This is a genomic window from Enterobacter cloacae complex sp. HYC042_NIDB, from assembly GCF_056673315.1.
Map to the genome: position 1 here is coordinate 1911607 of NZ_CP109650.1, position 21768 is coordinate 1933374.

Below are 21768 nucleotides of genomic sequence, written 5' to 3' on the forward strand. Positions count from 1 at the left end.
AAGGAAATGAAACCACAAACACGCACGCGCTTTACGCTCTCTTTACTCACCGCCGGGATCCTGTGCGCCAGCACGGCGACCTGGGCGGCTAACGTGCCAGCAGGAACAGCGCTGGCCGAAAAACAGGAACTGGTCAGAAACAATGGCAGCGAACCGGCCTCGCTCGACCCGCACAAAGTCGAAAGCGATGTCGAATTCAATATTATCAGCGATTTATTCGAAGGGCTGGTGAGCGTCTCCCCGTCAGGAGAAATCCAACCCCGGCTGGCTGAAAAATGGGAGAACAAGGACAACACCGTCTGGACGTTCCACTTACGTCCGGGCATCACCTGGAGCGACGGGACGGCCATTACCGCAGAGGATGTGGTCTGGAGCTGGCAGCGCCTGGTTGATCCAAAAACCGTTTCACCGTACGCCAGCTATCCCGGCAACATGCATATCGTCAACGCGGCCGATATCGCTCAGGGGAAAAAATCCCCCGACACGCTGGGCGTAAAAGCAATTAACGATACCACGCTGGAAGTGACGCTCACCCAGCCCAACGCGGCGTTCCTGGCGATGCTGGCGCACCCGTCGCTGGTGCCGGTGGATAAAGTGCTGATTGGCCGTTTCGGCGAAAAGTGGACCAAACCGGAGCATTTCGTCAGCAGCGGAGCGTATAAGCTGTCCCAGTGGGTGGTCAACGAACGCATTGTGGCGGAGCGTAACCCGCGCTACTGGGATAACGCGCATACCGTTATTAACAAAGTCACCTATCTGCCGATCACCTCCGAGGCCTCGGATGTGAACCGCTATAAAGCGGGCGAAATTGATATTGTTTATACGGTACCCATTAACCAGTTTGCTCAGCTGAAGAAAACGCTGGGCAGCCAGCTGGACGTCTCCCCGCAGCTGGCGACCTATTATTACGAATTCAACACCACCCGTCCGCCGTTCAACGATGCCCGCGTGCGCAAGGCGCTGAACATGGCGCTGGATAAAGACATCATCGCTGAGAAGGTGATGGGGCAGGGGCAGCGCCCGGCGTGGCTGATTAGCCAGCCGGACATCGGCGGGGTCAAGCTGCAGAATCCGGATTACGCCAGCTGGCCGCTGGACAAGCGTATTGCTGAGGCGAAAAAACTGCTCAACGAGGCCGGGTATAACGAAAGCCATCCTCTGAGCTTCAACCTGCTCTATAACACCTCTGAATCGCACCAGCGCATCGCGATTGCGGCCAGCTCTATGTGGAAGAAAAACCTCGGCGTAGACGCGAAGCTGCAAAATCAGGAGTGGAAAACCATGCTGGATACCATGCACACCCACAACTTTGACGCGGTGCGCTACGCCTGGATTGCCGACTACGACGACGCGGCGACCTTCCTGAACAACTTCCGTACCGGCGACAGTGAAAACACCAGCCAGTACAGCAACCCGGACTACGATCAAGCCTTGATCAACGCCGCAAAGGCCAAAACGCCGGCAGAGCGGGGTAAATTCTACCAGCAGGCAGAGGATCTGCTTGGGCGTGATGTGCCTGCCATTCCGATTTATCACTACGTCCGTACGCACCTGGTGAAACCGTGGGTGGGCGGCTTTACGCCGGATAAGCTGGGGTACTATTTCACAAAAGATATGTACATCAAAAAGCACTAAGCGAGAGGGCTGGATTTTATGCTGAGAAAATCGCCGATGTGTTGTCAGTTCAACCGATTAAGCACATTTTGGCTAATTTTAAAGCGAACGATTGCAGCCACTCTTTACAGCATGCGGTGAGGTGTTTATAGTTCGCCTCAATCAGGAAGTGTGGCCGAGCGGTTGAAGGCACCGGTCTTGAAAACCGGCGACCCGAAAGGGTTCCAGAGTTCGAATCTCTGCGCTTCCGCCAGATATAAACCCCAGCTTACTCGTTAAGCTGGGGTTTTTCTTTTTGCGCGTATCTGAAAACCTGACGTCTATGAGCGGATAAAGGCCAGAATATCCGCGTTAATGGTATCCGCGTGGGTGGTATGCATCCCGTGCGGGAAGCCCGGATAGATTTTCAGCACGCTATTCGCCAGCAGCTGGTCCTGCAGAAGGGCGGCATTCTTATAAGGCACGACCTGATCGTCATCCCCCTGCATCACCAGAACGGGAACCGTGATGGTTTTTAAATCTTCCGTCTGGTCGGTTTCTGAAAACGCCTTAATCCCCTCGTAGTGTGCCCTGGCGCTGCCGATCATGCCCTGACGCCACCAGTTCTGAATGGTGCCCTGTGAAACTTCGGCCCCCGCCCGGTTAAACCCATAAAAAGGACCGCTGGCGACGTCGAGGTAAAACTGGGCGCGATTCGCGGCCAGCGCTTTACGAAAGCCGTCGAAAACCTCTACAGGTGTCCCGCCAGGGTTGTTTTCTGTTTTCACCATTAACGGTGGAACGGCGCTCACGAGCACCGCTTTGGCAACGCGCCCCTGCGGCTGGCCGTACTTCGCAACATAGCGGGCCACCTGGCCACCGCCGGTAGAGTGGCCGACGTGCACCGCATTGTGCAGATCCAGGCTTTCAACCACGGCCGACACGTCAGCCGCATAATGATCCATATCGTGCCCTTCGCTGACCTGGTCCGAACGCCCGTGACCACGGCGGTCGATTGCGATAACGCGATAGCCTTCCGCAAGGAAGAAGAGCATCTGGTTATCCCAGTCATCGGCACTCAATGGCCAGCCGTGATGGAAAACAATGGGCTGAGCCTCTTTCGGACCCCAGTCTTTGTAGTAAATATTGACGCCGTCTTTCGTTGTTACGAATGCCATACCGCAGACTCCTCTGTTAAAGACGCAACGATCGCTGGCTGAGCGCAGAGCGAACCATTATTGTCTTCATGATGTTGGCTTGTTTTGTTTCCCGTACCGACAGTACCCCTAAAGTGTAGGAGAAATAGTAAAACCGGTGGGTTTCATTCGTGTGAATGGTATCCAGAAGGGGAAAGCGAATGATGGGCTCTGGAGTGAGTCCCAGAGCCATCAGAGGAGGGGGCGTTAACGGTTCTCTTCAATATAACGGGCGAGATCGGCCGGGGTTTTCAGCACCGTCGCCACGTCGGTAGGCGGGATCATACAGCCGTAAACGTCCTGCACCTCCAGCACCATGTCGACTGCCAGAATGGAGTCGAGAATGTCGGATTCAATCAGCTCATCGTGAAAGCCAACCTTGCGGGATAACACTTTTTCAAACAGGGCGAGAATATCGTGTTCCATCATTTTTCCTGGGATAATTAATGTGTGCGGGCGTAAGCGTCCAGCAGCTTGCGGTCAATTTTGCCGTTAGGATTTAGCGGCAAAGCGTCTTTTACGATAATTTGTGAAGGCACCATGTAGTGGGGCACCACGTTTGCCAGCGAGGTTTTGATTGCATCCGGTGCCAGCTCCGTCACGCAGAACGCGGCGATGCGCAGCACGCTGCCGCAGGGTTTCATCAGCGGCATCACCACCGCTTCGCTGATGCCGGACATGGCCAGCAGGCGGTTTTCAATCTCGCCGATCTCGATGCGGTAGCCATTCAGCTTGACCTGGCTGTCGTTGCGGCCCTGGCAGTAGATGAGCCCGTCTTCATAACCCAGATCGCCGGTCCGGTAGCCGCGGAACGCATCATTTTCCCGACGCAGCAGTTTAGCCGCGTTCTCCTGCGGCAGGCCGAGGTAGCCGCGCATGACGTTTTTGCCCCAGATAATCAGCTCGCCCTCGGCGGAAATTTCCATTCTGCTGTCCGGCATCATCACGCCCACCGGCAGCACCGCGCTGTCGCTGTTAAGGATCTCATCCGTGATCTCAACCACGGTTGTCGCAATGGTCGCTTCCGTTGGGCCATAGGAGTTGATGATTTTGGCCTGCGGGAAACGGCGGCGGAGCTGTTTCACCAGCGCTTTATTGAGCACTTCACCAATGAAGATAAAGACGTTGAGTGCAGGCAAATACTCGCTGTTAAAGTGCGGAGAAAGCAGTTGCTGGTAGGCAAAAGAGGGGGTGGAAACCCAGGCGGAGACCGCGTTGCTTTGCAGACGCTCGAGCCAGTTCTCTTTCTGGATATCCTCTTTGGCATTCAGCACGATGTGGCCTCCCATCGCCAGGTTCGCCAGCAGAGGGATCAGGGAGAGGTCAAAGCTGAACACCGCGTGGTTCATCAGCACCGGTTTTTCCGGCAGCGAAAAGTCCTGGCTGACCCACTTCATGAAGTGCCATACGCTTTCACGTCCAATCTGCACGCCTTTCGGTTTTCCGGTGCTGCCTGAGGTAAACATGATATAGGCCAGATCCTGCTCCTCCAGCACCTTGCCCGCCTCGCCGGTGGCGATGAACTGCCGCGTCGCCACGTCGTAGTAGTAAGGGGCGCCGGTCAGGTTGCAGATCTCTCGAAGCCGCTCCTGCGGGTAGATGCAGTCCACCGGGATGTACGGAATGTTGTGCAGCAGGCAGCTATAGATTGCCACGGCGAACTCGGCCTGCTGATGGCCGTACAGCACGATCGGCGTACCGTCTGCGGGCTGGCAGCGTCGATAACGCTCTGCCCAGTCCGTCACGGCAGAGGAAAGCTGGAGCCAGCTTAAGGTTTCGTCGCTGCCGCTGATGGCCAGCTGCTGCGGGGAGGCGGGATCGCGCAGTGCTGCACGCAAGAAATCCTGCAGTTCCTGAAGATCGGAGTGATTTTTCATAGAGGTGACATTCCACTGAAGATGTAAAGGGATCCTGCGGCGCTTCCCAGCGTCAGAATTCGTCCCAAAAACGCAACGGCCGGATACTGCAATCCGCGGTGTAACGTTGGGCTGCGTTTGGCTGACCACAGCAGCATGTTGTGCGCGACGGAAATCGCGCCAAACAGCGCGCCGCTGATGACGTAATGGCGTTCCAGGCCATTCCACGCCCCCATGCAGAACAGGGTGCAAAAAATACCGATATTTTGCGCCAGCGTTTTGTTCTGGCGGAAAAAGTTAAACTTCATCAGGTTCATATAGACGGGCATAAAGACCACGTCGCGCAGCCATTCGGACAGGCTGATGTGGAAGCGGCGCCAGAAATCCTGCGGGTTCTTTGCAAGAAGCGGCATGTTGAAGTTTGCCGGAATATTCAGCCCAAACAGCCGACCCGCGCCGATGGCCATATTGCTGTAGCCCGCGAAATCAAAGTACAGATAGGCGCTGTAGGCAATCGACATCACCACGCCCACGGTCAGGGTAAACGGCTTATGGCTCCAGGGCTGCACGACGAGCGAATCGATCAGCATGGCAAACAGGAACTTCTGAATGATGCCGGTAATAATTTGCTCAAGCGCCGTTAAAAACTGCTCGCGGTTCAGGACAAATGCCGGCTTATTCACATCGCTCATCCATGTCCGCCAGCGATACATCGGGCCGGCCAGAATAATAAAGGGCATAAAGAGATAGCAGAAATAGTGCAGGAAATTCTGGCCCTCTTTTTTACTGCGATACAGCAGTACATCCACAGCGCGGAAGGTCATAAAAGAGAGACCGATTGTGCCTAGGTGATAATTAAAATGTAATTTCACCAGAACCAGGGGCAGCAGCGTTAAAACGACCGCCTGCCAGGTTTTTAATCTGCCTTTTTCTTTTAACGTGGCGACAAGATAAAACCAGCAAAAGACGGCCACGGGAACACTGTAATTGCCCTGAAAAATATAACCCCAGCCTAATGCTGTCACCACGGATAAGGAAACTAGCCAGGTCAGACGGTGGCGTAAAACACGATTAACCATTGCAAACGCCAGCGCGGATGAAAATAAACAGACAAAAAACATTCCTGAGCTGTACATCATTTCGCCTCAGAATTTTTGATATTCAAAATGCAGCTGCATACTCATGCTGTCATCGACAGCGGTCCATGCAACGACGGTGATCGCCAGCAGTAAATAAAGGCAAAAAAGACGGATCGCGATTTTCATTATTTAAAACTCTGTGCAATAAAGCGAAGCATTGGCACCCAGGCCAGTTCGGTAGGGTGCAGACGATCCCAGTTCCAGCCGTTCTGATACGGCATGGCGTACATATCCAAATACGGGATCTGGTTCTCTTTCAGAATGGTTTGAATCTGCTTATCGAACGGGCGGAAGGTGTCGGTATTGTAAAGCGCCCAGGGGTTAACCGGGTCGACGATAGCAATCACCTGCACGTGATGCGCTTTCAAAAGCTGAACGGTTTTCCTGAACGCGGCGAACTGCCCCGGCACCACCGGCGTGTCATCCCACTGCTGCGGCTTACCGTCCTCGTCGTAAATCGTTTTGTCCATCCACAGCGTGGCCGCGCTCTGATGGCGCTTTTTATTCAACTCGCGGGCATTCGCCAGCGCTTTATCCCAGTCAGGGGAAAGACGGGCGGTTGGCTGCTGAGGCCAGGGCTGCGCCGTCTGTGGCCTGATGTTGAGCAGCGACAGCCAGTCGTTTTTAATCAGGGTGCAGAAGTTTGCAAACTGAAAACTCAGCTCGTCCCACATCAGCGCCGGATGCCAGCCATACACACGCATTTGCCCGAAGGTTAAATGGCTTATCTCTTTCGCATCAATATGCTTCAGGTAATTAACCAGGAACGGGCGCGCCTGCGGATCCTTCATCAGGGGATTAAAAATCGAGCCCGGAAAATTATCCGCATAGATAGCGGGCGGCAGGCCTTTTGAATAAAAGCCGTCAGGCGCCAGAAGCAGCACCACTTTGCTGTTTGCGTTAAGGCTATCTTTAAAACGCGAGAGAAGTAAAAATTGCGTTTCGTCATCGACAAACGCATCGCCATAGGCCACGACGGGCTGGTGCAATTGCTTATTAAAATAATTAAATACGGCGTAATGTTCCTCTTCTGAGGTGGCGACCTCAGACGCACCAAGGAAGAAAATAGCATTCCCTTCTAAAGCATGGGAAATTGTGGCTATTTTTTCCGCCTGTTCTTTTGTCGTCCCTGCCATAGACTTCATCAGCGGCTGGAATTTAAGCGGCGGATCAAAGCTTGTCACCAGCGGGTGAAAACTCAGGACTAAAATGGCCAAAACGGCCATCAGGATATGTAAGCAAAACGTATTTTTGATTTTCATCATCAACCAGTAAGGCGCTATGACAGTAATGCGTTAAAACCCGCATTACCCGGATTTATTACCATTACAAAACACATGGCCGTCTATTTTTTTTGGCATTCTATACCACGGTGATTTAAAAGGATGAGCGTTGCTGTGTAACGGTATGTACAAGGGGGGAAGGGGGGAGGGCAGGAAAGCGTCCGGGTGACTTTTTGCGCAGTCAAACGCCTGCAGGCAAAAATAGAAAAATTCCTGCTTTACAAGGCGCTAATAGATGTTTATAGTGCGCCTCACTTTGGAAGCGTGGCCGAGCGGTTGAAGGCACCGGTCTTGAAAACCGGCGACCCGAAAGGGTTCTAGAGTTCGAATCTCTACGCTTCCGCCAAATTCGAAAACCCTGCGATAGCAATATCGCAGGGTTTTTTCGTTTTACAGCGCAATCACCAGCTCCCCGGAGTGACTCCGCGAACAGCAGAGCGCCACCTGCTGGTCAGCCGCACTTTTTTCTGCCTCCGACTGCACGCTATCCCTGTGTTCCACCACGCCGTCAATCACCGGCGTCAGGCAGGCGCCGCAGATCCCCATTTCGCAGGACAGCGGCACGTCCACGCCGTTTTCCTGTAATACCTGAGCGATGGTCTTATCCGCAGGCACCGGCCAGCGCTCGCCGGTAGAGGCAAGTTTGACCGTAAAGATCTCACCTGCGACGCCGCTTGTGACAGGGGGAGCGGGCTGAAACGCCTCGCTGTGGATATGGGCGTCATTCCATCCCTTCGCCGCCGCCACATCGCGCGCTTTCTCCATAAACCCCGCAGGTCCGCACACCCACGCGTGCAGCCCCGCTTCAGGTGCGGGGAAATGCTCTGCCAGCGTGGTTCGTGGGGTGGTGGTATGAATAATGCAGTCACCGCACAGCGAGAGCTCGCGCGCAAACGCCGCGCTTTCCCGGTTTCTGACGTAATAGTGCAGCGTAAACGGCGTTCCGGTCGCTTTCAGCTGCAATGCCATCGCATACAGCGGCGTAATGCCAATCCCTGCCGCCAGCAGCAGTACCCGCTCAGCCTGATGCAGCGGAAACAGATTGCGCGGGGTCGAGATCGAAAGCCTCTGTCCCGGACGCAGCATTTCGTGAACGTAGCGCGACCCGCCGCGCGAGGCGGCTTCTCGCCCCACGCAGATAAGATAGCTCTCGTCGCCACATGCCCCGGTCAGAGAGTACTGGCGGACCACGCCGCAGGGCAGGTGGACATCAATGTGCGCGCCGGGTTGCCACGCCGGTAGCGCGTCGCCGTTTTCGGCCACCAGCCTGACGGCGAGGCTTTTATCCCCCTCGCGCCACAGCCCGTCAACGATCACGTTCAGCATATTGGCCTCCGTCATACCAGGAAAAATTCGCCAAAGCCCATTTTTTTCAGTCCACGGCGGTAGGCAATCGAACTCTTATCTGCCGGAATATGGGCTTCCAGAGTGAGATCCAGCGGCAGACTTTCCGGGCGCTGGGTTTCGACCATCAGGCGATCCTCTTCAAAAATGCGCAGGTTAAAGGCATGCACGTCCTCCACCGGAATATGCAGATCAAAGTTGCGCGCGATGGGCGCGAACATGCGGGTCACCCGTGACGAGACGGGCGAGGCGGCGTTCATAATCACCAGCCGCGATTCACCCGGAAAATGAATCGTCAGGGTGGCGGTAAACGGCAGATGCATTTCAAAATGGCGCAGCCACTGGAACCCTTCTGGCGCCTGCACGGGTGAACTGGCGGGATAGTTGCTCACGGAACTCCAGTAATCGGCCACGAAACCGAAGGGCGTCTCCTGCGGCTGATAGCTAGGGACAAGCTGATTATTGGGATCGGCAAAGGTATCGGTATGGATCCACGCAAAGTGGGCAACATCCAGAAACCCTTCCACCTGGCGCCCGGCGAAGCCGTTCACCTCAAACGCCGGGCAGTTGATCTGCTGAAATCCGTCGTCGCTCCAGTGCGGCATGGTGGGCAGCGGCACGGGATTGTCCGGGTCAAACGCCAGGCAGGTCCAGATCAGGCCGAAGCGCTCTTCCACCGCGTAGTTAATCAGGTTCAGCTTCGCCGGAACGGGCTGGTCGGGGCTGGACGGAATGCGGTTGCAGCGCCCGTCTTCACCAAAGCGTAAGCCGTGGTAGGGGCAGATAATCCCGTGCTCGTCGTGAAAGCCGAGCGTCAGCGGCACGCCGCGGTGCGGACACACGTCCCGGGCAACCACGACCTGGTCGTTAATTCGGTAAATCACCAGCTTTTCATCCAGCAGGGTGGCCTTGACGGGGGCCGGGCCGACGTCGCAGGCGCGCGCAACCGGATGCCAGCATTTCGCCAGGCGCAGCCAGTCCTCTGGCTCAAACGTGCAGTGGGCGGGTGGTGTCGGTTCTCTTTTCATCGTTGTCCCTCTTGTTCAGCCTAACGGGCCGCCCTGAATGGTCTCGCACAGACCGTTGATAATGCGTTCCCCGGTCTCCTCTTTGAGTTCCTGATACCAGGCCTGCGTCAACGCCATATCTTTCCCGTGGGTGACGTCGCAGCGTTTACGCGCTTTCAGCACCAGGTCACGCACCCGGTCGCAGCGCAGGGCTTCGTACTGCCGCAGCGCCAGCGTAATGTTGTGGTTTTCACGCAGGCATTCGCCCAGCACCACGGCGTCCTCCATGGCCGCGCAGCCGCCCTGGCCGATATCCGGCGTGGTGCTGTGCCCGGCATCGCCGAGCAGCGCGACGTTGCCGCGTACCAGGCTGTCGAACGGCTCGATGTCATGGATTTCAATGCGGTTGGTGGTATCGGGATCCAGCGCGGCGATAAGCTTCTGTACCGGCGGCGCCCAGCCGCGGAAGTAGCCCGTGAGATCGGCGCGCAGGGTGGTGCGATCCTCCGCCAGGCCCGCGGGCAGCGGCACGTCAAAAAAGAAATAGAAGCGTCCGTTGGAGACGGGCATCAGCGACACGCGTTTGCCTTCGCCAACGAAGGTGGTCCACTGGTGCGCCGGGGCAATCTCTTCATCAATCTTCACCAGCCCGTTCCAGTTCACGTATCCGGCGTAGCGGCGCTGCGGGGTATAGCCCAGCACGTACGGACGAACCGCCGAGTGGCTGCCGTCGGCGGCAATCAGAAAATCACCTGTTGCCGTGGTGCCATCGGTAAAGGTCACGCTTACGCCCGCGTCGTCTTCGTGGACGTGTTCCACGCGCTTGCCGAACTGCACCTTGTCGCGCCCCCAGAAGTCCAGCATTTCGCGCTGGAGTTCAGCGCGCGAGACGGGGCAGGGGCGCCCGCCGGTACGCTCAACCAGCGGGGCGAGGCTGAAGCGGGTCAGGGTGTCGCCGCGCCGGTAATCCTTGTAGGCCATAAAACGCATCGGACCACCGTAGGTTTCGATAATGTCGCCCATGCCGAGGTGCTGCATACACTTCACGCCGTTAGGCCAGATGGAGATGGCCGCCCCGACGGGCCGGATCTCTTTTACGGCTTCGAACACGGTACAGTCGATGCCCGCTTTCTTTAGCGCGACGGCAGCGCTCAGGCCGCCAATACCCGCGCCAATGACGATTGCTTTCATGCTTCTCTCCTTTTGCAGGGTGTAAAAACATTCAGCAATTTGCGTACCAGGCTGCAGAGTGGCGAAAACGGCGTTGTGGGAGGTGAGTTTGCACTGCTAAGGTGCGCAAACACGGTGAATATGCCTTTTTATGAATCAATAATTTCCTGTCCAGCCATACAGAATCGACTGTTTCACATCGGCGACAAGAGTGGCGTGGTTTGTGCAACAACCCGGGGGAGGACAATAAAGGAGACACACTATGATCGCACTGCACGACTTCAATCATCTTCCTGAGAAAGAGGCTCTCGCGCTGCTCACCCCCTGCGTGGCGCTCCCCGGCTGGGCTGAGGCGCTGGTTTGTGGACGGCCTTACCCGAGCCGGAGTGAATTGACGATCGCGGCGCAGGCGCTGATGCAGCGCTGGGATGAGGCGTCGTTAGCGCAAGCCCTGAGCGCGCACCCGCGCATCGGCGAAAAGCCCGCGGGTGAAGAGGTGGAGGCGGCGCTGTCGCGTCAGGAGCAGGGCGCGTTGAATGACCGTGACGCGGCGCTTGCGCAGGCGCTGCGCGAGGGTAACGCCCGCTACGAGGCCCGCTTCGGCCGGGTGTTTCTGATCCGCGCGAAAGGCCGGAGCGGCGAGGACATTTTACAGATACTGAATGCGCGGCTGGAGAACAGCGACGCGCAGGAAGTTCAGGCGGCGCTGGAACAGCTGCGGGAAATTACGCTGCTGCGGCTGGAAGGAGTGATTAGCGAATGAGCACGCTCAGCACCCATATTCTCGATATTTCAACGGGCAAACCCGCCGCGGGCGTGACGGTTCACCTTGAACGGGAGGGCGAAATCATGGCGACGGGCGTTACCAACGTTAATGGTCGCATCACCGAATTTGTCCCTTTCCTGCCCGCAGGCCACTATCGGCTGGTGGCGGAGATCGGCGGGTGGTTTCGCGCAACCGGCCGGGAGACGATCTACCCCTGCGCGCAAATTGAGTTTGTGACGGGAGAAGCGGCAGACGAGCACTTCCATCTGCCGTTTGTGATTGCGCCAGGCGGGTGGTCAACCTACCGGGGCAGTTGACCACACCCGCTCGCCGTTGACCCAGGTCTCACTGATGTTGCGTTCGTCGCCCAGGGTCATCAGCACAAATAGCTGCTCGTAGATATCCTGACAGCGGCGATTGCGCAGGCGCTGCAGCGGCGTCACGTCAGGATCGATAACCACGAAATCCGCCTCTTTGCCGGGGGCGAAGTTGCCAATCTTATCGTCCAGCCTGAGGGCGTGCGCGCCGCCCAGCGTGGCGTGATAAAACGCCTCGCTGGCGCGCAGGCGGTAGCTCTGCAGCTGGCCGACCTTGTAGGCTTCTCCCAGGGTGCGTAGCATGCTGAAGGTGGTGCCCGCGCCGACGTCGGTGCCGATGCCCATCCGCACCTTGTGCTGCCAGCAGGCGGGCAGGCGAAACAGCCCGCTGCCGAGAAACAGGTTCGAGGTGGGGCAAAACGCCACCGCCGAACCGGTGTCGTGCAGGCACTGCCACTCGCTGTGGTGCAGATGGATCGCGTGGGCAAACACGCTGCGCTCGCCGGTCAGGCCGTAGTGGTGATATACGTCCAGATAGCGCTCGTGCTCCGGCCAGAGATCGTTCACCCAGGCCACTTCGTTTGGGTTTTCGCTGAGATGGGTCTGCAGCCAGGTATCCGGGAACTCCTCTCTGAGCAGGCTGACCGCGGCGAGCAGCTCGGGTGAGGACGTTGGGGCAAATCGCGGCGTAATGGCATACCCCAGCCGCCCCCGGTGGTGCCAGCGCTGGATCAGCTCCCGCGTCTGCCGGTAGCTCTGCTTTGCATCTTCGCTCAGGTAGTCCGGCGCGTGCCGGTCCATCATCACCTTTCCGGCGATAAGGCGCATGTTCAGGCGCAGGGCTTCGGTAAACAGCGCTTCGACCGATTGCGGATGCAGCGTGCAAAACACCAGCGCGGTGGTGGTGCCGTTGCTCACCAGTTGGTTAATGAAAAATTCGGCGATCTCTTTCGCGTAGGCTTCATCGGCAAACTGGCTCTCCACCGGGAAGGTGTAGGTGGTTAGCCACTCCAGCAGCTGTTCGCCAAAGGCGCCGATCATCTCCGTTTGTGGATAATGAACGTGGGTGTCGACAAAACCGGGCAGCAGCAGCCTGCCGCGCAGGTCCGTGTAGCCTTTGTGGGGGTCGAGATACTGCTCGCCCTCCTGCCACGCCATGTGCGCCAGAATTTTTCCGTTCTGGATAAACAGCAGCCCGTCCTCAAGGTAGCGGGCGTGTTGGGCAATCGCGTCTGCGCTGTCGCAGACCTGGGCGATATCGAAAAATGCACCGCGTATCGCAGTCTGGTATTCCATCGTGGGTCCTACCTTATTGTTTGCGTAGCGGGGTGAAAAAGCTCAGCAAGAACGGTGCCAGAATGAACGGGCCGCAGATAAACTGCGGCCGGAAGGAGGGGTTACTCTTTTTGCGTCGCTACGCGGGAGCTGAACGAGGCCGCGCCTGCCGTATCGCGCTCTTCCCGCGCCAGCCAGCGGTAGGTCACGCCGCCGAGGAAGACGCCGATAAACCAGCTGAAGTTTGCCACTTCATGCAGGGCCGGGATAAAGCCAATCACCAGACCTACGGCAACGGATGGGATCAGCGCGCCAATGGCCTTCGGGTTAAAGCCGTTGCGGTACCAGTATTTGCCCTTTGGCGTGTCGTCGAACAGATCGTCTACCGACACCTTGCCGCGCTTAATCAGGTAGAAATCGGCAATCAGAATGCCGAACAGCGGGCCGATAAACGCCCCGAGCACGTCCAGGGTGTAATGGATGAGCTCCGGTGAGTTGAACAGGTTCCACGGGGTGAGCAGGATCGAGCCGACGGCGGCAATCATCCCTCCGGTGCGGAAGCTGATCTTCTGCGGCGAGCAGTTAGAGAAATCAAACGCCGGTGAGACAAAGTTCGCGACGATGTTGATCCCGATGGTGGCGGTGATCATCGTCAGCAGGCCAATTGCCACGGCCAGATCGTTACCTACGCGGCTGACGGTTTCGATCGGGTCGGTGATCATGCGGCCAAACAGCGACTGGGTGCCGGAGACAATCACCACGGTGACGATGGAGAACAGCAGGAAGTTAAACGGTAGCCCCCAGCGGTTGCCGCGGCGGATCTCACCCATGCTTTTGCCGTAGCGGGAGAAGTCGCCAAAGTTAAGCAGCGGGCCGGAGAAGTAGGAGACCACCAGCGCGGTCGCGGTGATCATCTGCCAGGTCTGCTCGCCCGCGCTCAGGGATTTGCTGGCGAGGGTGAAAGAGATCCCGTCAAAACCGGTCTTGTATACAATCCAACCCGCAAGGGCCAGCATCACCACATAGACCGCCGGACCGGCGATATCAATAAAGCGCTTAATGGCGTTCATGCCGTGCCAGAAGACCATCGCCTGAAGAACCCACATGATGGCAAAGCAGATCCAGCCCAGCGGCGACAGGCCCAGGAAGGCACCGGTGGTAAGGCTCGCCAGAGAAGGCCAGAACTTCAGCACCACCAGCATCAGCGCGTTGGCGGCAAGCCAGGTCTGGATGCCGTACCACGCAAAGGCGATAAGCCCGCGGATCACCGCCGGAATATTGGCCCCGAAGACGCCAAACGCCTGACGGCTGATCACCGCATAGGGCACGCCCGCCATCTGGCTCGGTTTGGCTACAAGGTTGGCGCACAGCTGCACAATGCAGATCCCCACCAGCAGGCAGAGCAGCACCTGCCAGCTTGCCAGCCCGAGCGTAAAGAAGCTCGCGGCAACAACGTAACCCCCCATGCTGTGAACGTCGGACATCCAGAAAGAAAAGATGTTGTACCAGCTCCAGTTCTGGTCACGCGTCGGTGCCAGATCCTCATTGCAAAGACGTGGGCTGTAAACCGTACCGGAATCAGCGGCCGTACTCTGCTGTGCGTTTTGACTGTTTGGCATGAAACCTGCTCCTGTGAATGAAAACCCGTTGAGTGGGAGTGCAAACGGTGTTGCAGGATCCAGGCCAAAATAATAAATCTTGTATGCAATATTTTATTTTTATGTATACGATTCGATAACGGAAAGTAAAATTCGGAGTGGTGAATGAACAACATAAACGCCCTGCAGACCGCGCCAGACCTGCATGACAAAGACGAAACCATCTTCCAGGCGCTGATGACCGCGATTGTGGAACATCAGCTGCTGCCGGGGAGCAAATTGCCGGAAGAGGCGCTGGCCGAGGTGTTTGGCGTGAGCCGCACGGGCATCCGCAAGGTGCTTCAACGACTCGCCGCTGTGCAAATGGTCACCCTGACGCCCAAACGTGGTGCACACGTCGCCAGCCCGACGGTGGAAGAGGCGCGGCACATCTTCCGCACCCGCGCGCTGCTGGAGGTCGCTAACCTGCCGGACGTGCTGGCGCACTGTCAGCCGCCGCACCTTGCCGCGCTGGAGGCTATTATTCGTCAGGAGCAGCAGGCGCACGAGGCGTACGACGGCCCGGCGGCAATCCGACATTCCGCCAGTTTCCACATACAACTGCAGGCCATCTCCGGTAACCAGGTGCTGACGGAGATGGTGACAAGCCTGAGCCAGCGCTCCTCGCTGGTGATTGCTACCTGGGGCGCGCCGTGGCGTCAGGGCTGTCGCTGCAACGACCACGAACAGCTTGTAGATCTGCTGCGTCAGAAGGCGCTGCAGCCGCTAAGCGATGCCCTCATGCACCATTTTGAACACATCGTTGCCAGCCTCTGCTTCGAGCGGGCGGGCGAGTGCCTGCCTGATTTTGCCCGGCTGTTTGCCGGCCACAAGGAGTCGTAATGTCTGTCTGTATACAAGTGATCAACCCCAACACCAGCCTCGCGATGACGGAAACCATCGGCGCGGCGGCCCGCGCGGTGGCGGCACCGGGAACGGAGATCCTCGCGGTTTGCCCGAGCGCGGGTGTGCCGTCTATAGAAGGCCACTTTGATGAGGCCATCGCCGCCGTTGGTGTCCTGGAACAGATCAAAAAAGGCAGGGAGCAGGGCGTGGACGGTCACGTGATTGCCTGCTTTGGCGATCCGGGACTGCTGGCGGCGCGCGAGCTGGCGCAGGGGCCGGTTATCGGCATTGCTGAAGCCGCTATGCATATGGCGACGCTGGTGGCGACGCGCTTTTCGGTGGTCACCACGCTGCCGCGCACGCTGATTATTGCCCGCCATCTTCTGCACCAGTATGGCTTTCAGGACAAGTGCGCGGCGCTGCACGCTATCGATCTCCCGGTGCTGGCGCTGGAGGACGGCAGCGGTCTGGCGCAGGAGAAGGTGCGCGCGCGCTGTATACAGGCGCTGAAAGAGGATGGCTGCGGCGCCATCGTGCTCGGCTGCGGCGGCATGGCGACCCTTGCGCAGGAGCTGACCCGCGAGCTGCGCGTGCCGGTGATAGACGGCGTCAGCGCGGCGGTGAAGATGGTGGAATCGCTGGTGGCGCTGGGGCTCACGACCAGCAAGCATGGGGATCTGGCCTTCCCGGAGAGCAAACCGTTAAGCGGGCATTTTCAGGCATTGAATCCATTTTAACTTTTGGGGGTGGTATGGGGCTTTTCGAACAGGATTATCCGCGGGATCTGCGCGGCTACGCGGGCAACCCGCCGCACGCGCGGTGGCCGAATGAGGCGCGCATCGCGGTGCAGTTTGTGCTCAATTATGAAGAAGGGGCGGAAAACCACGTTCTGCACGGCGATGCCGGGTCCGAGCAATTCCTGTCGGACATCATCGGCGCGGCCAGCTACCCGGACAAACACATGTCGATGGACTCCCTCTACGAATACGGCAGCCGCGCCGGGTTCTGGCGGATCCACAATGAATTTCAAAAACGCGGCCTGCCGCTGACGGTCTTTGGCGTGGCGATGGCGCTGGCGCGTCACCCGGAGATTGTTGAGGCGATCAAAGCCGCGGATTACGACGTGGTCAGCCACGGCTGGCGCTGGATCCACTATCAGAACATGGACATCAGCCAGGAGCGCGACCACCTGCATAAGGCGGTGCAGGTTCTTACCGACCTGTTCGGCAAGCCGCCAACCGGCTGGTACACCGGGCGCGACAGCCCCAACACCCGCCAGCTGGTGGTGGAGCACGGCGGCTTCGACTACGACAGCGACTACTACGGCGACGACCTGCCCTTCTGGACGGAAGTGGCCTGCGGCGACGGCACTCAAAAACCGCACCTGATCGTGCCGTATACGCTGGATGCGAACGACATGCGCTTCGCGACCGCGCAGGGGTTTAACACCGCCGAGCAGTTTTATACGTACCTGAAGGACAGCTTCGATGTGCTGTACGAGGAGGGGGAGAGCGCGCCAAAGATGATGTCCATCGGCATGCACTGCCGCCTGCTGGGCAGGCCGGGGCGTTTTCGCGCGCTGCAACGGTTTCTGGATTACGTGCAGCAGCACGATCGGGTGTGGGTCTGTACCCGCCAGCAGATTGCTGACCACTGGCGGGAAGTGCATCCGTTTCAGAAGTAATTGTGCGATGTTTTGCCGGGTGGCGGCTGCGCCTTACCCGGTCTATACCATCAAACTCACCTGCGCCGCAACAATGCGCCACCCGTAGGCAAACCTTACCCACATCTGCTGCTGGCGGCCAATCCGCTCCGTACCTTCACGGGTAAACTCGGTGCTGCACACGGCATAATCCTCGCCGAAGGTGGTAATCACGGTGTGGCGCAGTGTCCGCTGAAGCCCGGCAGACGGGCGCGCCGCCCTAAAGGCGCGGATTTCATCGATACCGTATAGATTTTCCCCCGCCCCCAGCCGCACCGTGTTTTTGTCGTGCCAGAACAGCTCGTCCAGCACCGCAACGTTGTTGCTCACCAGCGCGTCCTCGTAGCGGTAAAACGCGGCCGTCACCTCGGCAACCACCCACGGCAGGTTAATGTCATCGTGATTGATCATGCTGCAACCTCCGCCGGGCGGGCATCGGTGATGCCGCTCTTTTCCAGCACGCGCGCGACGCGCAGGCAGGCCTGCTCGTTAAACGGCGCGGCAATCAGCTGCAGGCCAATCGGCGCGCCATGTGCGGTGCGCAGCGGAACGGTGGTCACGGGCAGGCCCAAAAATGAAATCGGCTGGGTCAGCATCCCCATGCTGGCGCGGATGGGGAGCGGCTGACCGTTAATCTCCATGGTTTGCTCGCCGATCCGCGTGGCGCTGCGCGGCGTCGCGGGTGCGATCAGCACGTCGGCCTGGGCAAACAGCGCGTGAAACGCCTGCCGCGCCTGCGCGCGGAACCGCTGGGCCTGAATATACCAGGCGGAGGGGATCATCGCGCCTGCCAGCAGTCGCTCCCGGGAGTGCGGCTCAAAGCGCTCGGGCTCGCGGCGAAGCGCGGGCAGGTACTGATTTCCCCCTTCGGAGGCGCTGATGATAAACGCCGCGGAGCGCGCCAGCTCGGCGTCCGGAAACTGCAGCTCATCCTGCACGTCGAGCGCCTTCGCCACCCGTGCCACGGCGTCTCTGGCCTGTGCGTCGCACCAGGTGGTGAAGTAGCCGCCGAGCACCGCGCAGCGCAGGCCGTCAAGCCCGCGGTCTAGCAGGGGGCGCGTTTGCTCGCGCGAGCTCTCTGCCTGAAAACGGTCGCTGCTGTCCCGGCCCTGCAGCGCGTCGTACACGGACGCCAGGTCGCACACCCGGCGGGCGAAGGGGCCGATATGATCCAGGCTCGCGACAAACGGATGGCTGCCGGATCGTGACAGGCGGCCAAAGGTGGGCTTGAGGCCATAGATGCCGCACAGCGAGGCCGGAACGCGAATCGACCCGTTGGTGTCGGTGCCGAGCGAAAAGTGCGCCAGCCCGGCGGCTACGGCGGCGGCTGAACCGCCAGAGGACCCGCCCGCAATGCGCGTCAGGTCGTGCGGGTTACGCGTCGCGCCGTAGTGGCTGTTCTCGGTGGTAAAGCCGTAGGCGTAGGCGTCCATATTCACCATCCCGGACAGCAGCCCGCCCGCGCTGCGTAGCTGGCGCACGGCGAAGCTGTCAGCGGCCGCTGCGGGACGCTGGCTGAACAGCTCGGCGCCAGCGAGGGTGGTGTGTCCGGCAACGTCGAACAGGTTTTTCACCGCGTAGGGCACGCCCGCCAGCGGCGGCAGGGGGCGCTTTTCGCGGCGCAGGGTGTCGATGTTCTCGGCCTCGGCGAGCATGCGTGCTTCCGTCACGGTGGTCCAGGCATTGATCTGCGGATTAACGCGCCCAATCGCCTCCAGCGTCTGGCGGGCAATCTCATGGGCGCTCAGCTCGCCCGCACTCAGCGCCTGTTGAATGTCGCTGATACTCATCTCGTGTAGCGTCATGCTTTATACACTCCTGCGATCTCCAGACGGTCGTCGAGCGGCAGCGCCATCAGCGGGGCGGCCATGCTGGCAATGCGGCTGAACTGCAACTGCAGCTCAGCGCGGCGGGCATCGTCCAGCGTCACGCCGAGCACGGACTCCATTTGCGCAAGATACGCCTGCCAGTCGGGTTGTTGTGTCGTCATTGTTTTCTCCTCAGTATCCGGCGGCCGCGCCGTTGCTGCGCGGGTCAAACGCCCCTTCAAACAGCCCGTTGGGGTGGCGGACAATCGCGCCCGCGTGGCCCATCGCTTCACTGAAGTCAGGGAATATTTCTACCTCATGTCCGAGTACCTGAAGCCGTAAGACCGTCTCAGCGGTAAAGCGTCCTTCCAGCTTTAACGTGTCTGAGGTTTGTCCCCAGGTGCGCCCCAGCAGCCAGCGCGGGCGGGAAATGCTTTCCTGCAAGGGCACGCCCTGAACCACGTAGCGGGTAAAGAGCGCGGCCTGGGTTTGCGGCTGTCCGTCACCGCCCATCGATCCGTAGACCATTACGCGCCCGTCCTTTAGACGCGCCGCCGCCGGGTTCAGGGTATGGAAAGGCTGTTTGCCCGGCGCGAGGGCCAGAAGATGAGCGGGGTCGAGGCTGAACGACGCCCCCCGGTTCTGCCAGACGATGCCGGTATCGGGCAACACCACGCCGCTGCCGAACTCGTGATAAATACTCTGGATAAACGACACGGCAAGCCCGCTGTTATCCATCACCCCCATCCACACCGTATCGCCGGGACCTTTTCCGGTTCCCCACGGCGCGGCGTGGCCGTCGTCAACCCTGTCGGCAAGCGCCTGCAGGGCGGCGGGATCCAGCAGTTTCTGAATCTCGGTTTTCAGTTCACGCGGGTCGGTAATGTGGGCATCGCGCAGGCCAAAGGCCAGCTTGGTGGCTTCAACGATGCGGTGAATGGTGTCCGCGTCGTCGGCCTCCGCCATATTCAGGCGGTCGGTGATGCCGAGTATCGCCAGCGAGACCAGCCCCTGCGTCGGCGGGGCGTGGTTAAAGATCTCCCCCTGCTGATGCTGCAGCTTCAGCGGCGCGGTGCGCCGGGCAACGTGCGCGTTAAGATCGGCCAGCGTCACGGGCATGCCCAGCGTCTCCATGCCGTGCGCCAGCACGTTCGCCAGAGGGCCGCGATAAAAGCTGTCCAGACCGTCCTCTACGAGGCGCGTCAGGGTTGAGGCCATGGCGGGCTGGTAAAAACGGCTCCCGACCTGGGGCGGCTTACCGTTCACCAGCCACGTTTCCGCGAAGCCGGGGATGGCCTTCAGCTCGTCGAATTTACTGGCCGTGGCATGGGCCTGTGAGGCCGTGACCGGGGTACCGTTCTGCGCATAGTCAATGGCGTCGGCCAGCAGGCGGGCCAGCGGCAGCGACTTGCCGGTCATCTCGCGGGAGACCTTCAGCGCCTCGTCCCAGCCGCTCACCGTGCCGGCGACGGTCAGCGCCGCCTGCGGTCCGCGATGAGGAATGTGCGTGTGCCCGTCGTAGGCGGCAAGCGTCGCGCGCGATCCCGCCGCGCCGCTGGCATCAATGGCGATGGGGTCGCCTTCTGGCGGCACGATAAGCCAGAAGCCATCGCCGCCCAGCCCGTTCATGTGGGGGTAAACCACGGTGATGGTGGCCGCCGCCGCGACCATCGCTTCAATCGCGCTGCCGCCTTCGCGCAGCACCGCCAGCGCGCTCTGGCTGGCAAGATGGTGGGGCGCAACGGCCATGCCGTGCGTGGAGACGTTGCTTTGCATGAGAAGTCCTCGTAACACTGAAAGTCACAAGGCGCTGCAAAAGCTGTTCCAGTTCTGAAAGAAAAGTTTCAGTAAGCTGGCACGTATAATGAATACGTATAAAGAAAGGTATAATGTGATGAAACAAAAGTTACAGAGGCGCTATGGAACAACTGGATGAACGTCTGAAAGCACAATACCCGTCGCTGTCGCCGCAGGAGCAACGGGTGGCAGACTTTATATTCGACCATTTTGACGACCTGATCAGCTACAACAGCGCCGAGCTGGCGCAGCTGAGCGGAGTGTCGAAAGCCACGGTCAGCCGCCTGTTTAAGCGTCTGGGCTATGAGAAATATAAGGATATGCGCGACGAGCTGCGCACCCTGCGCCAGAGCGGGATGCCGCTCACCGATAACCGCGACGCGGTGCAGGGCAACACGCTGCTGGCGCGCCACTACAAGCAGGAGATGGCGAACCTGACCCAGTGGGTCAATGCCCTTGACGCGCAGCAGTTTGCCGACGCCATGGCCTGCATGGTCAAGGCGCGGCGCATCGTCATTATCGGCATGCGTAACGCTTATCCGGCGGCGCTCCACCTGCGCCAGCAGCTACTGCAGGCGCGCGGTCAGGTGCTGGTCCTGCCGCAGCCGGGCCAGAGCCTGAGCGAGGAGCTGGTGGACTTAACGCCGGACGATCTGGTGGTGATGATGGCCTTCCGCCGCCGCCCGCGCATCATTCGTCCGCTGATGCAGCAGCTTCAGAGTAGCGGTATTCCGGTGCTGCTGATGTGCGAGCCGCAGGCCCACAGCCTGTTTCCGCTGGCGAGCTGGCAGCTCTGCGCCCCGCTGGACAGCGTCTCCGCCTATGACAGCTACTCCTCGGTCAACAGCCTGATCAACCTGCTGGCGAACGCCTTCCTGCATGACATTCTCGATAAAGGCCGCCCGCGCATTCACGAGATTGCCTCCCTCTACCAGCAGCTGGACGAACTCGAACAACGATAATGGGGCATCAGACTGGTGCTTTGCATTGAAATGGTGCAAATGAACGGGGCGAAAATAGAGAGTATTTTCG

At 59.2% G+C, this 21768-nt stretch carries 20 protein-coding genes, 2 tRNA genes and 1 pseudogene; 9 read left to right on the top strand and 14 right to left on the bottom strand.

Annotated elements, in window-relative coordinates:
- Nucleotides 1-6: 6 nt before the first annotated feature.
- Both OKF39_RS09035 and OKF39_RS09040 read left to right on the top strand, forming a co-directional pair.
- Complete coding sequence (locus tag OKF39_RS09035; protein WP_100170512.1) at nucleotides 7-1635, top strand: ABC transporter substrate-binding protein; 1629 nt, start codon at nucleotides 7-9, stop codon at nucleotides 1633-1635.
- Between the two features lie 144 nt (nucleotides 1636-1779).
- Nucleotides 1780-1867, top strand: a tRNA-Ser gene (locus OKF39_RS09040).
- Between the two features lie 67 nt (nucleotides 1868-1934).
- Here the strand turns inward: OKF39_RS09040 and OKF39_RS09045 are convergent.
- From OKF39_RS09045 to OKF39_RS09065, 5 genes are all read right to left on the bottom strand, one after another.
- Entirely contained in the window at nucleotides 1935-2771 is an 837-nt protein-coding gene (locus OKF39_RS09045; RefSeq protein WP_326432719.1) for an alpha/beta fold hydrolase, read from the bottom strand.
- 225 nt (nucleotides 2772-2996) lie between these two features.
- Complete coding sequence (locus OKF39_RS09050; protein WP_028012621.1) at nucleotides 2997-3215, bottom strand: acyl carrier protein; 219 nt, start codon at nucleotides 3213-3215, stop codon at nucleotides 2997-2999.
- Between the two features lie 17 nt (nucleotides 3216-3232).
- Complete coding sequence (locus OKF39_RS09055) at nucleotides 3233-4666, bottom strand: AMP-binding protein (RefSeq protein ID WP_126326533.1); 1434 nt, start codon at nucleotides 4664-4666, stop codon at nucleotides 3233-3235.
- Complete coding sequence (locus OKF39_RS09060; RefSeq protein ID WP_045630046.1) at nucleotides 4663-5781, bottom strand: MBOAT family O-acyltransferase; 1119 nt, start codon at nucleotides 5779-5781, stop codon at nucleotides 4663-4665. Before OKF39_RS09060 ends, OKF39_RS09055 begins: the two co-directional genes overlap by 4 nt.
- Nucleotides 5782-5909: 128 nt before the next feature.
- A complete protein-coding gene (locus tag OKF39_RS09065) occupies nucleotides 5910-7046 on the bottom strand; it encodes a D-alanyl-lipoteichoic acid biosynthesis protein DltD (protein ID WP_479983801.1) in 1137 nt (378 codons plus the stop codon).
- A 279-nt stretch (nucleotides 7047-7325) separates the two neighbouring features.
- Here OKF39_RS09065 and OKF39_RS09070 point away from each other — a divergent pair.
- Nucleotides 7326-7413, top strand: a tRNA-Ser gene (locus tag OKF39_RS09070).
- A 44-nt stretch (nucleotides 7414-7457) separates the two neighbouring features.
- Here the strand turns inward: OKF39_RS09070 and OKF39_RS09075 are convergent.
- The 3 genes from OKF39_RS09075 to hpxO are packed head-to-tail and all read right to left on the bottom strand — an operon-like array spanning nucleotide 7458 to nucleotide 10609.
- On the bottom strand, nucleotides 7458-8393 hold the full coding sequence (locus tag OKF39_RS09075) for a PDR/VanB family oxidoreductase (protein ID WP_479983802.1): 936 nt from the start codon (nucleotides 8391-8393) through the stop codon (nucleotides 7458-7460).
- An 11-nt stretch (nucleotides 8394-8404) separates the two neighbouring features.
- Nucleotides 8405-9439: a molybdenum cofactor-independent xanthine hydroxylase subunit HpxD gene (gene hpxD, locus OKF39_RS09080; protein ID WP_236299848.1), complete on the bottom strand. Its 1035-nt coding sequence runs from the start codon at nucleotides 9437-9439 to the stop codon at nucleotides 8405-8407.
- A gap of 15 nt (nucleotides 9440-9454) precedes the next feature.
- On the bottom strand, nucleotides 9455-10609 hold the full coding sequence (gene hpxO, locus OKF39_RS09085) for an FAD-dependent urate hydroxylase HpxO (RefSeq protein ID WP_479983697.1): 1155 nt from the start codon (nucleotides 10607-10609) through the stop codon (nucleotides 9455-9457).
- Nucleotides 10610-10850: 241 nt separating this feature from the next.
- On the opposite strand from hpxO, the gene uraD reads away from it, so the two are divergent.
- Together uraD and uraH are read left to right on the top strand one after the other, a co-directional pair.
- Nucleotides 10851-11351 carry a 2-oxo-4-hydroxy-4-carboxy-5-ureidoimidazoline decarboxylase gene (gene uraD / locus OKF39_RS09090; RefSeq protein ID WP_479983698.1) on the top strand — a complete coding sequence of 167 codons (501 nt, stop codon included), beginning with the start codon at nucleotides 10851-10853 and terminating at the stop codon, nucleotides 11349-11351.
- On the top strand, nucleotides 11348-11671 hold the full coding sequence (gene uraH, locus OKF39_RS09095) for a hydroxyisourate hydrolase (protein WP_248222982.1): 324 nt from the start codon (nucleotides 11348-11350) through the stop codon (nucleotides 11669-11671). Before uraD ends, uraH begins: the two co-directional genes overlap by 4 nt.
- Here uraH and guaD read toward each other — a convergent pair.
- Together guaD and OKF39_RS09105 are read right to left on the bottom strand one after the other, a co-directional pair.
- Nucleotides 11651-12967, bottom strand: a complete 1317-nt coding sequence (gene guaD / locus OKF39_RS09100; protein ID WP_063943665.1) for a guanine deaminase — start codon at nucleotides 12965-12967, stop codon at nucleotides 11651-11653. The two genes, uraH and guaD, sit on opposite strands and share 21 nt — an antisense overlap.
- A gap of 101 nt (nucleotides 12968-13068) precedes the next feature.
- Nucleotides 13069-14565 carry an NCS1 family nucleobase:cation symporter-1 gene (locus OKF39_RS09105; RefSeq protein WP_479983699.1) on the bottom strand — a complete coding sequence of 499 codons (1497 nt, stop codon included), beginning with the start codon at nucleotides 14563-14565 and terminating at the stop codon, nucleotides 13069-13071.
- Nucleotides 14566-14709: 144 nt separating this feature from the next.
- Here OKF39_RS09105 and OKF39_RS09110 point away from each other — a divergent pair, with 144 nt between their 5' ends.
- The 3 genes and pseudogenes from OKF39_RS09110 to puuE all read left to right on the top strand — a co-directional run bounded on the left by OKF39_RS09110 (nucleotide 14710) and on the right by puuE (nucleotide 17113).
- Nucleotides 14710-15426, top strand: coding sequence for a GntR family transcriptional regulator (locus OKF39_RS09110; protein WP_045630054.1), 717 nt, complete (start codon nucleotides 14710-14712; stop codon nucleotides 15424-15426).
- Nucleotides 15426-16260: pseudogene (gene hpxA, locus OKF39_RS09115) on the top strand (allantoin racemase). The gene OKF39_RS09110 and the pseudogene hpxA overlap by 1 nt, the downstream one beginning before the upstream one ends.
- A complete protein-coding gene (puuE, locus tag OKF39_RS09120; protein ID WP_260472298.1) occupies nucleotides 16214-17113 on the top strand; it encodes an allantoinase PuuE in 900 nt (299 codons plus the stop codon). The pseudogene hpxA and the gene puuE overlap by 47 nt, the downstream one beginning before the upstream one ends.
- Before the next feature lie 42 nt (nucleotides 17114-17155).
- Here puuE and hpxZ read toward each other — a convergent pair whose 3' ends face one another.
- From hpxZ to hpxW, 4 genes are read right to left on the bottom strand one after another with little or no spacing between them, the layout of a single operon-like run.
- Nucleotides 17156-17542 (bottom strand): oxalurate catabolism protein HpxZ, encoded by a 387-nt coding sequence (gene hpxZ / locus OKF39_RS09125; RefSeq protein ID WP_479983700.1) that lies wholly within the window; start codon nucleotides 17540-17542, stop codon nucleotides 17156-17158.
- Nucleotides 17539-18936, bottom strand: coding sequence for an AtzE family amidohydrolase (locus tag OKF39_RS09130; protein WP_479983701.1), 1398 nt, complete (start codon nucleotides 18934-18936; stop codon nucleotides 17539-17541). Before OKF39_RS09130 ends, hpxZ begins: the two co-directional genes overlap by 4 nt.
- On the bottom strand, nucleotides 18933-19121 hold the full coding sequence (gene hpxX / locus OKF39_RS09135; protein ID WP_028012637.1) for an oxalurate catabolism protein HpxX: 189 nt from the start codon (nucleotides 19119-19121) through the stop codon (nucleotides 18933-18935). Before hpxX ends, OKF39_RS09130 begins: the two co-directional genes overlap by 4 nt.
- 10 nt (nucleotides 19122-19131) lie before the next feature.
- Entirely contained in the window at nucleotides 19132-20715 is a 1584-nt protein-coding gene (gene hpxW, locus OKF39_RS09140) for an oxamate amidohydrolase (RefSeq protein WP_479983702.1), read from the bottom strand.
- 143 nt (nucleotides 20716-20858) lie between these two features.
- Here hpxW and hpxU point away from each other — a divergent pair, with 143 nt between their 5' ends.
- Nucleotides 20859-21698: a MurR/RpiR family transcriptional regulator HpxU gene (gene hpxU, locus OKF39_RS09145; protein ID WP_045261682.1), complete on the top strand. Its 840-nt coding sequence runs from the start codon at nucleotides 20859-20861 to the stop codon at nucleotides 21696-21698.
- Nucleotides 21699-21768: the final 70 nt, after the last annotated feature.

What these genes read in the sequence shown, in the direction of transcription:
- OKF39_RS09045 (WP_326432719.1), bottom strand. Translation starts at nt 2,771, where the DNA reads ATGGCATTCGTAACAACGAAAGACGGCGTCAATATTTACTACAAAGAC.
- uraD (WP_479983698.1), top strand. Translation starts at nt 10,851, where the DNA reads ATGATCGCACTGCACGACTTCAATCATCTTCCTGAGAAAGAGGCTCTC.
- OKF39_RS09035 (WP_100170512.1), top strand. Translation starts at nt 7, where the DNA reads ATGAAACCACAAACACGCACGCGCTTTACGCTCTCTTTACTCACCGCC.
- OKF39_RS09105 (WP_479983699.1), bottom strand. Translation starts at nt 14,565, where the DNA reads ATGCCAAACAGTCAAAACGCACAGCAGAGTACGGCCGCTGATTCCGGT.
- OKF39_RS09110 (WP_045630054.1), top strand. Translation starts at nt 14,710, where the DNA reads ATGAACAACATAAACGCCCTGCAGACCGCGCCAGACCTGCATGACAAA.
- OKF39_RS09130 (WP_479983701.1), bottom strand. Translation starts at nt 18,936, where the DNA reads ATGACGCTACACGAGATGAGTATCAGCGACATTCAACAGGCGCTGAGT.
- OKF39_RS09050 (WP_028012621.1), bottom strand. Translation starts at nt 3,215, where the DNA reads ATGGAACACGATATTCTCGCCCTGTTTGAAAAAGTGTTATCCCGCAAG.
- hpxO (WP_479983697.1), bottom strand. Translation starts at nt 10,609, where the DNA reads ATGAAAGCAATCGTCATTGGCGCGGGTATTGGCGGCCTGAGCGCTGCC.
- OKF39_RS09065 (WP_479983801.1), bottom strand. Translation starts at nt 7,046, where the DNA reads ATGAAAATCAAAAATACGTTTTGCTTACATATCCTGATGGCCGTTTTG.
- OKF39_RS09075 (WP_479983802.1), bottom strand. Translation starts at nt 8,393, where the DNA reads ATGCTGAACGTGATCGTTGACGGGCTGTGGCGCGAGGGGGATAAAAGC.
- hpxW (WP_479983702.1), bottom strand. Translation starts at nt 20,715, where the DNA reads ATGCAAAGCAACGTCTCCACGCACGGCATGGCCGTTGCGCCCCACCAT.
- OKF39_RS09055 (WP_126326533.1), bottom strand. Translation starts at nt 4,666, where the DNA reads ATGAAAAATCACTCCGATCTTCAGGAACTGCAGGATTTCTTGCGTGCA.
- guaD (WP_063943665.1), bottom strand. Translation starts at nt 12,967, where the DNA reads ATGGAATACCAGACTGCGATACGCGGTGCATTTTTCGATATCGCCCAG.
- hpxX (WP_028012637.1), bottom strand. Translation starts at nt 19,121, where the DNA reads ATGACGACACAACAACCCGACTGGCAGGCGTATCTTGCGCAAATGGAG.
- hpxU (WP_045261682.1), top strand. Translation starts at nt 20,859, where the DNA reads ATGGAACAACTGGATGAACGTCTGAAAGCACAATACCCGTCGCTGTCG.
- hpxZ (WP_479983700.1), bottom strand. Translation starts at nt 17,542, where the DNA reads ATGATCAATCACGATGACATTAACCTGCCGTGGGTGGTTGCCGAGGTG.
- uraH (WP_248222982.1), top strand. Translation starts at nt 11,348, where the DNA reads ATGAGCACGCTCAGCACCCATATTCTCGATATTTCAACGGGCAAACCC.
- OKF39_RS09060 (WP_045630046.1), bottom strand. Translation starts at nt 5,781, where the DNA reads ATGTACAGCTCAGGAATGTTTTTTGTCTGTTTATTTTCATCCGCGCTG.
- hpxD (WP_236299848.1), bottom strand. Translation starts at nt 9,439, where the DNA reads ATGAAAAGAGAACCGACACCACCCGCCCACTGCACGTTTGAGCCAGAG.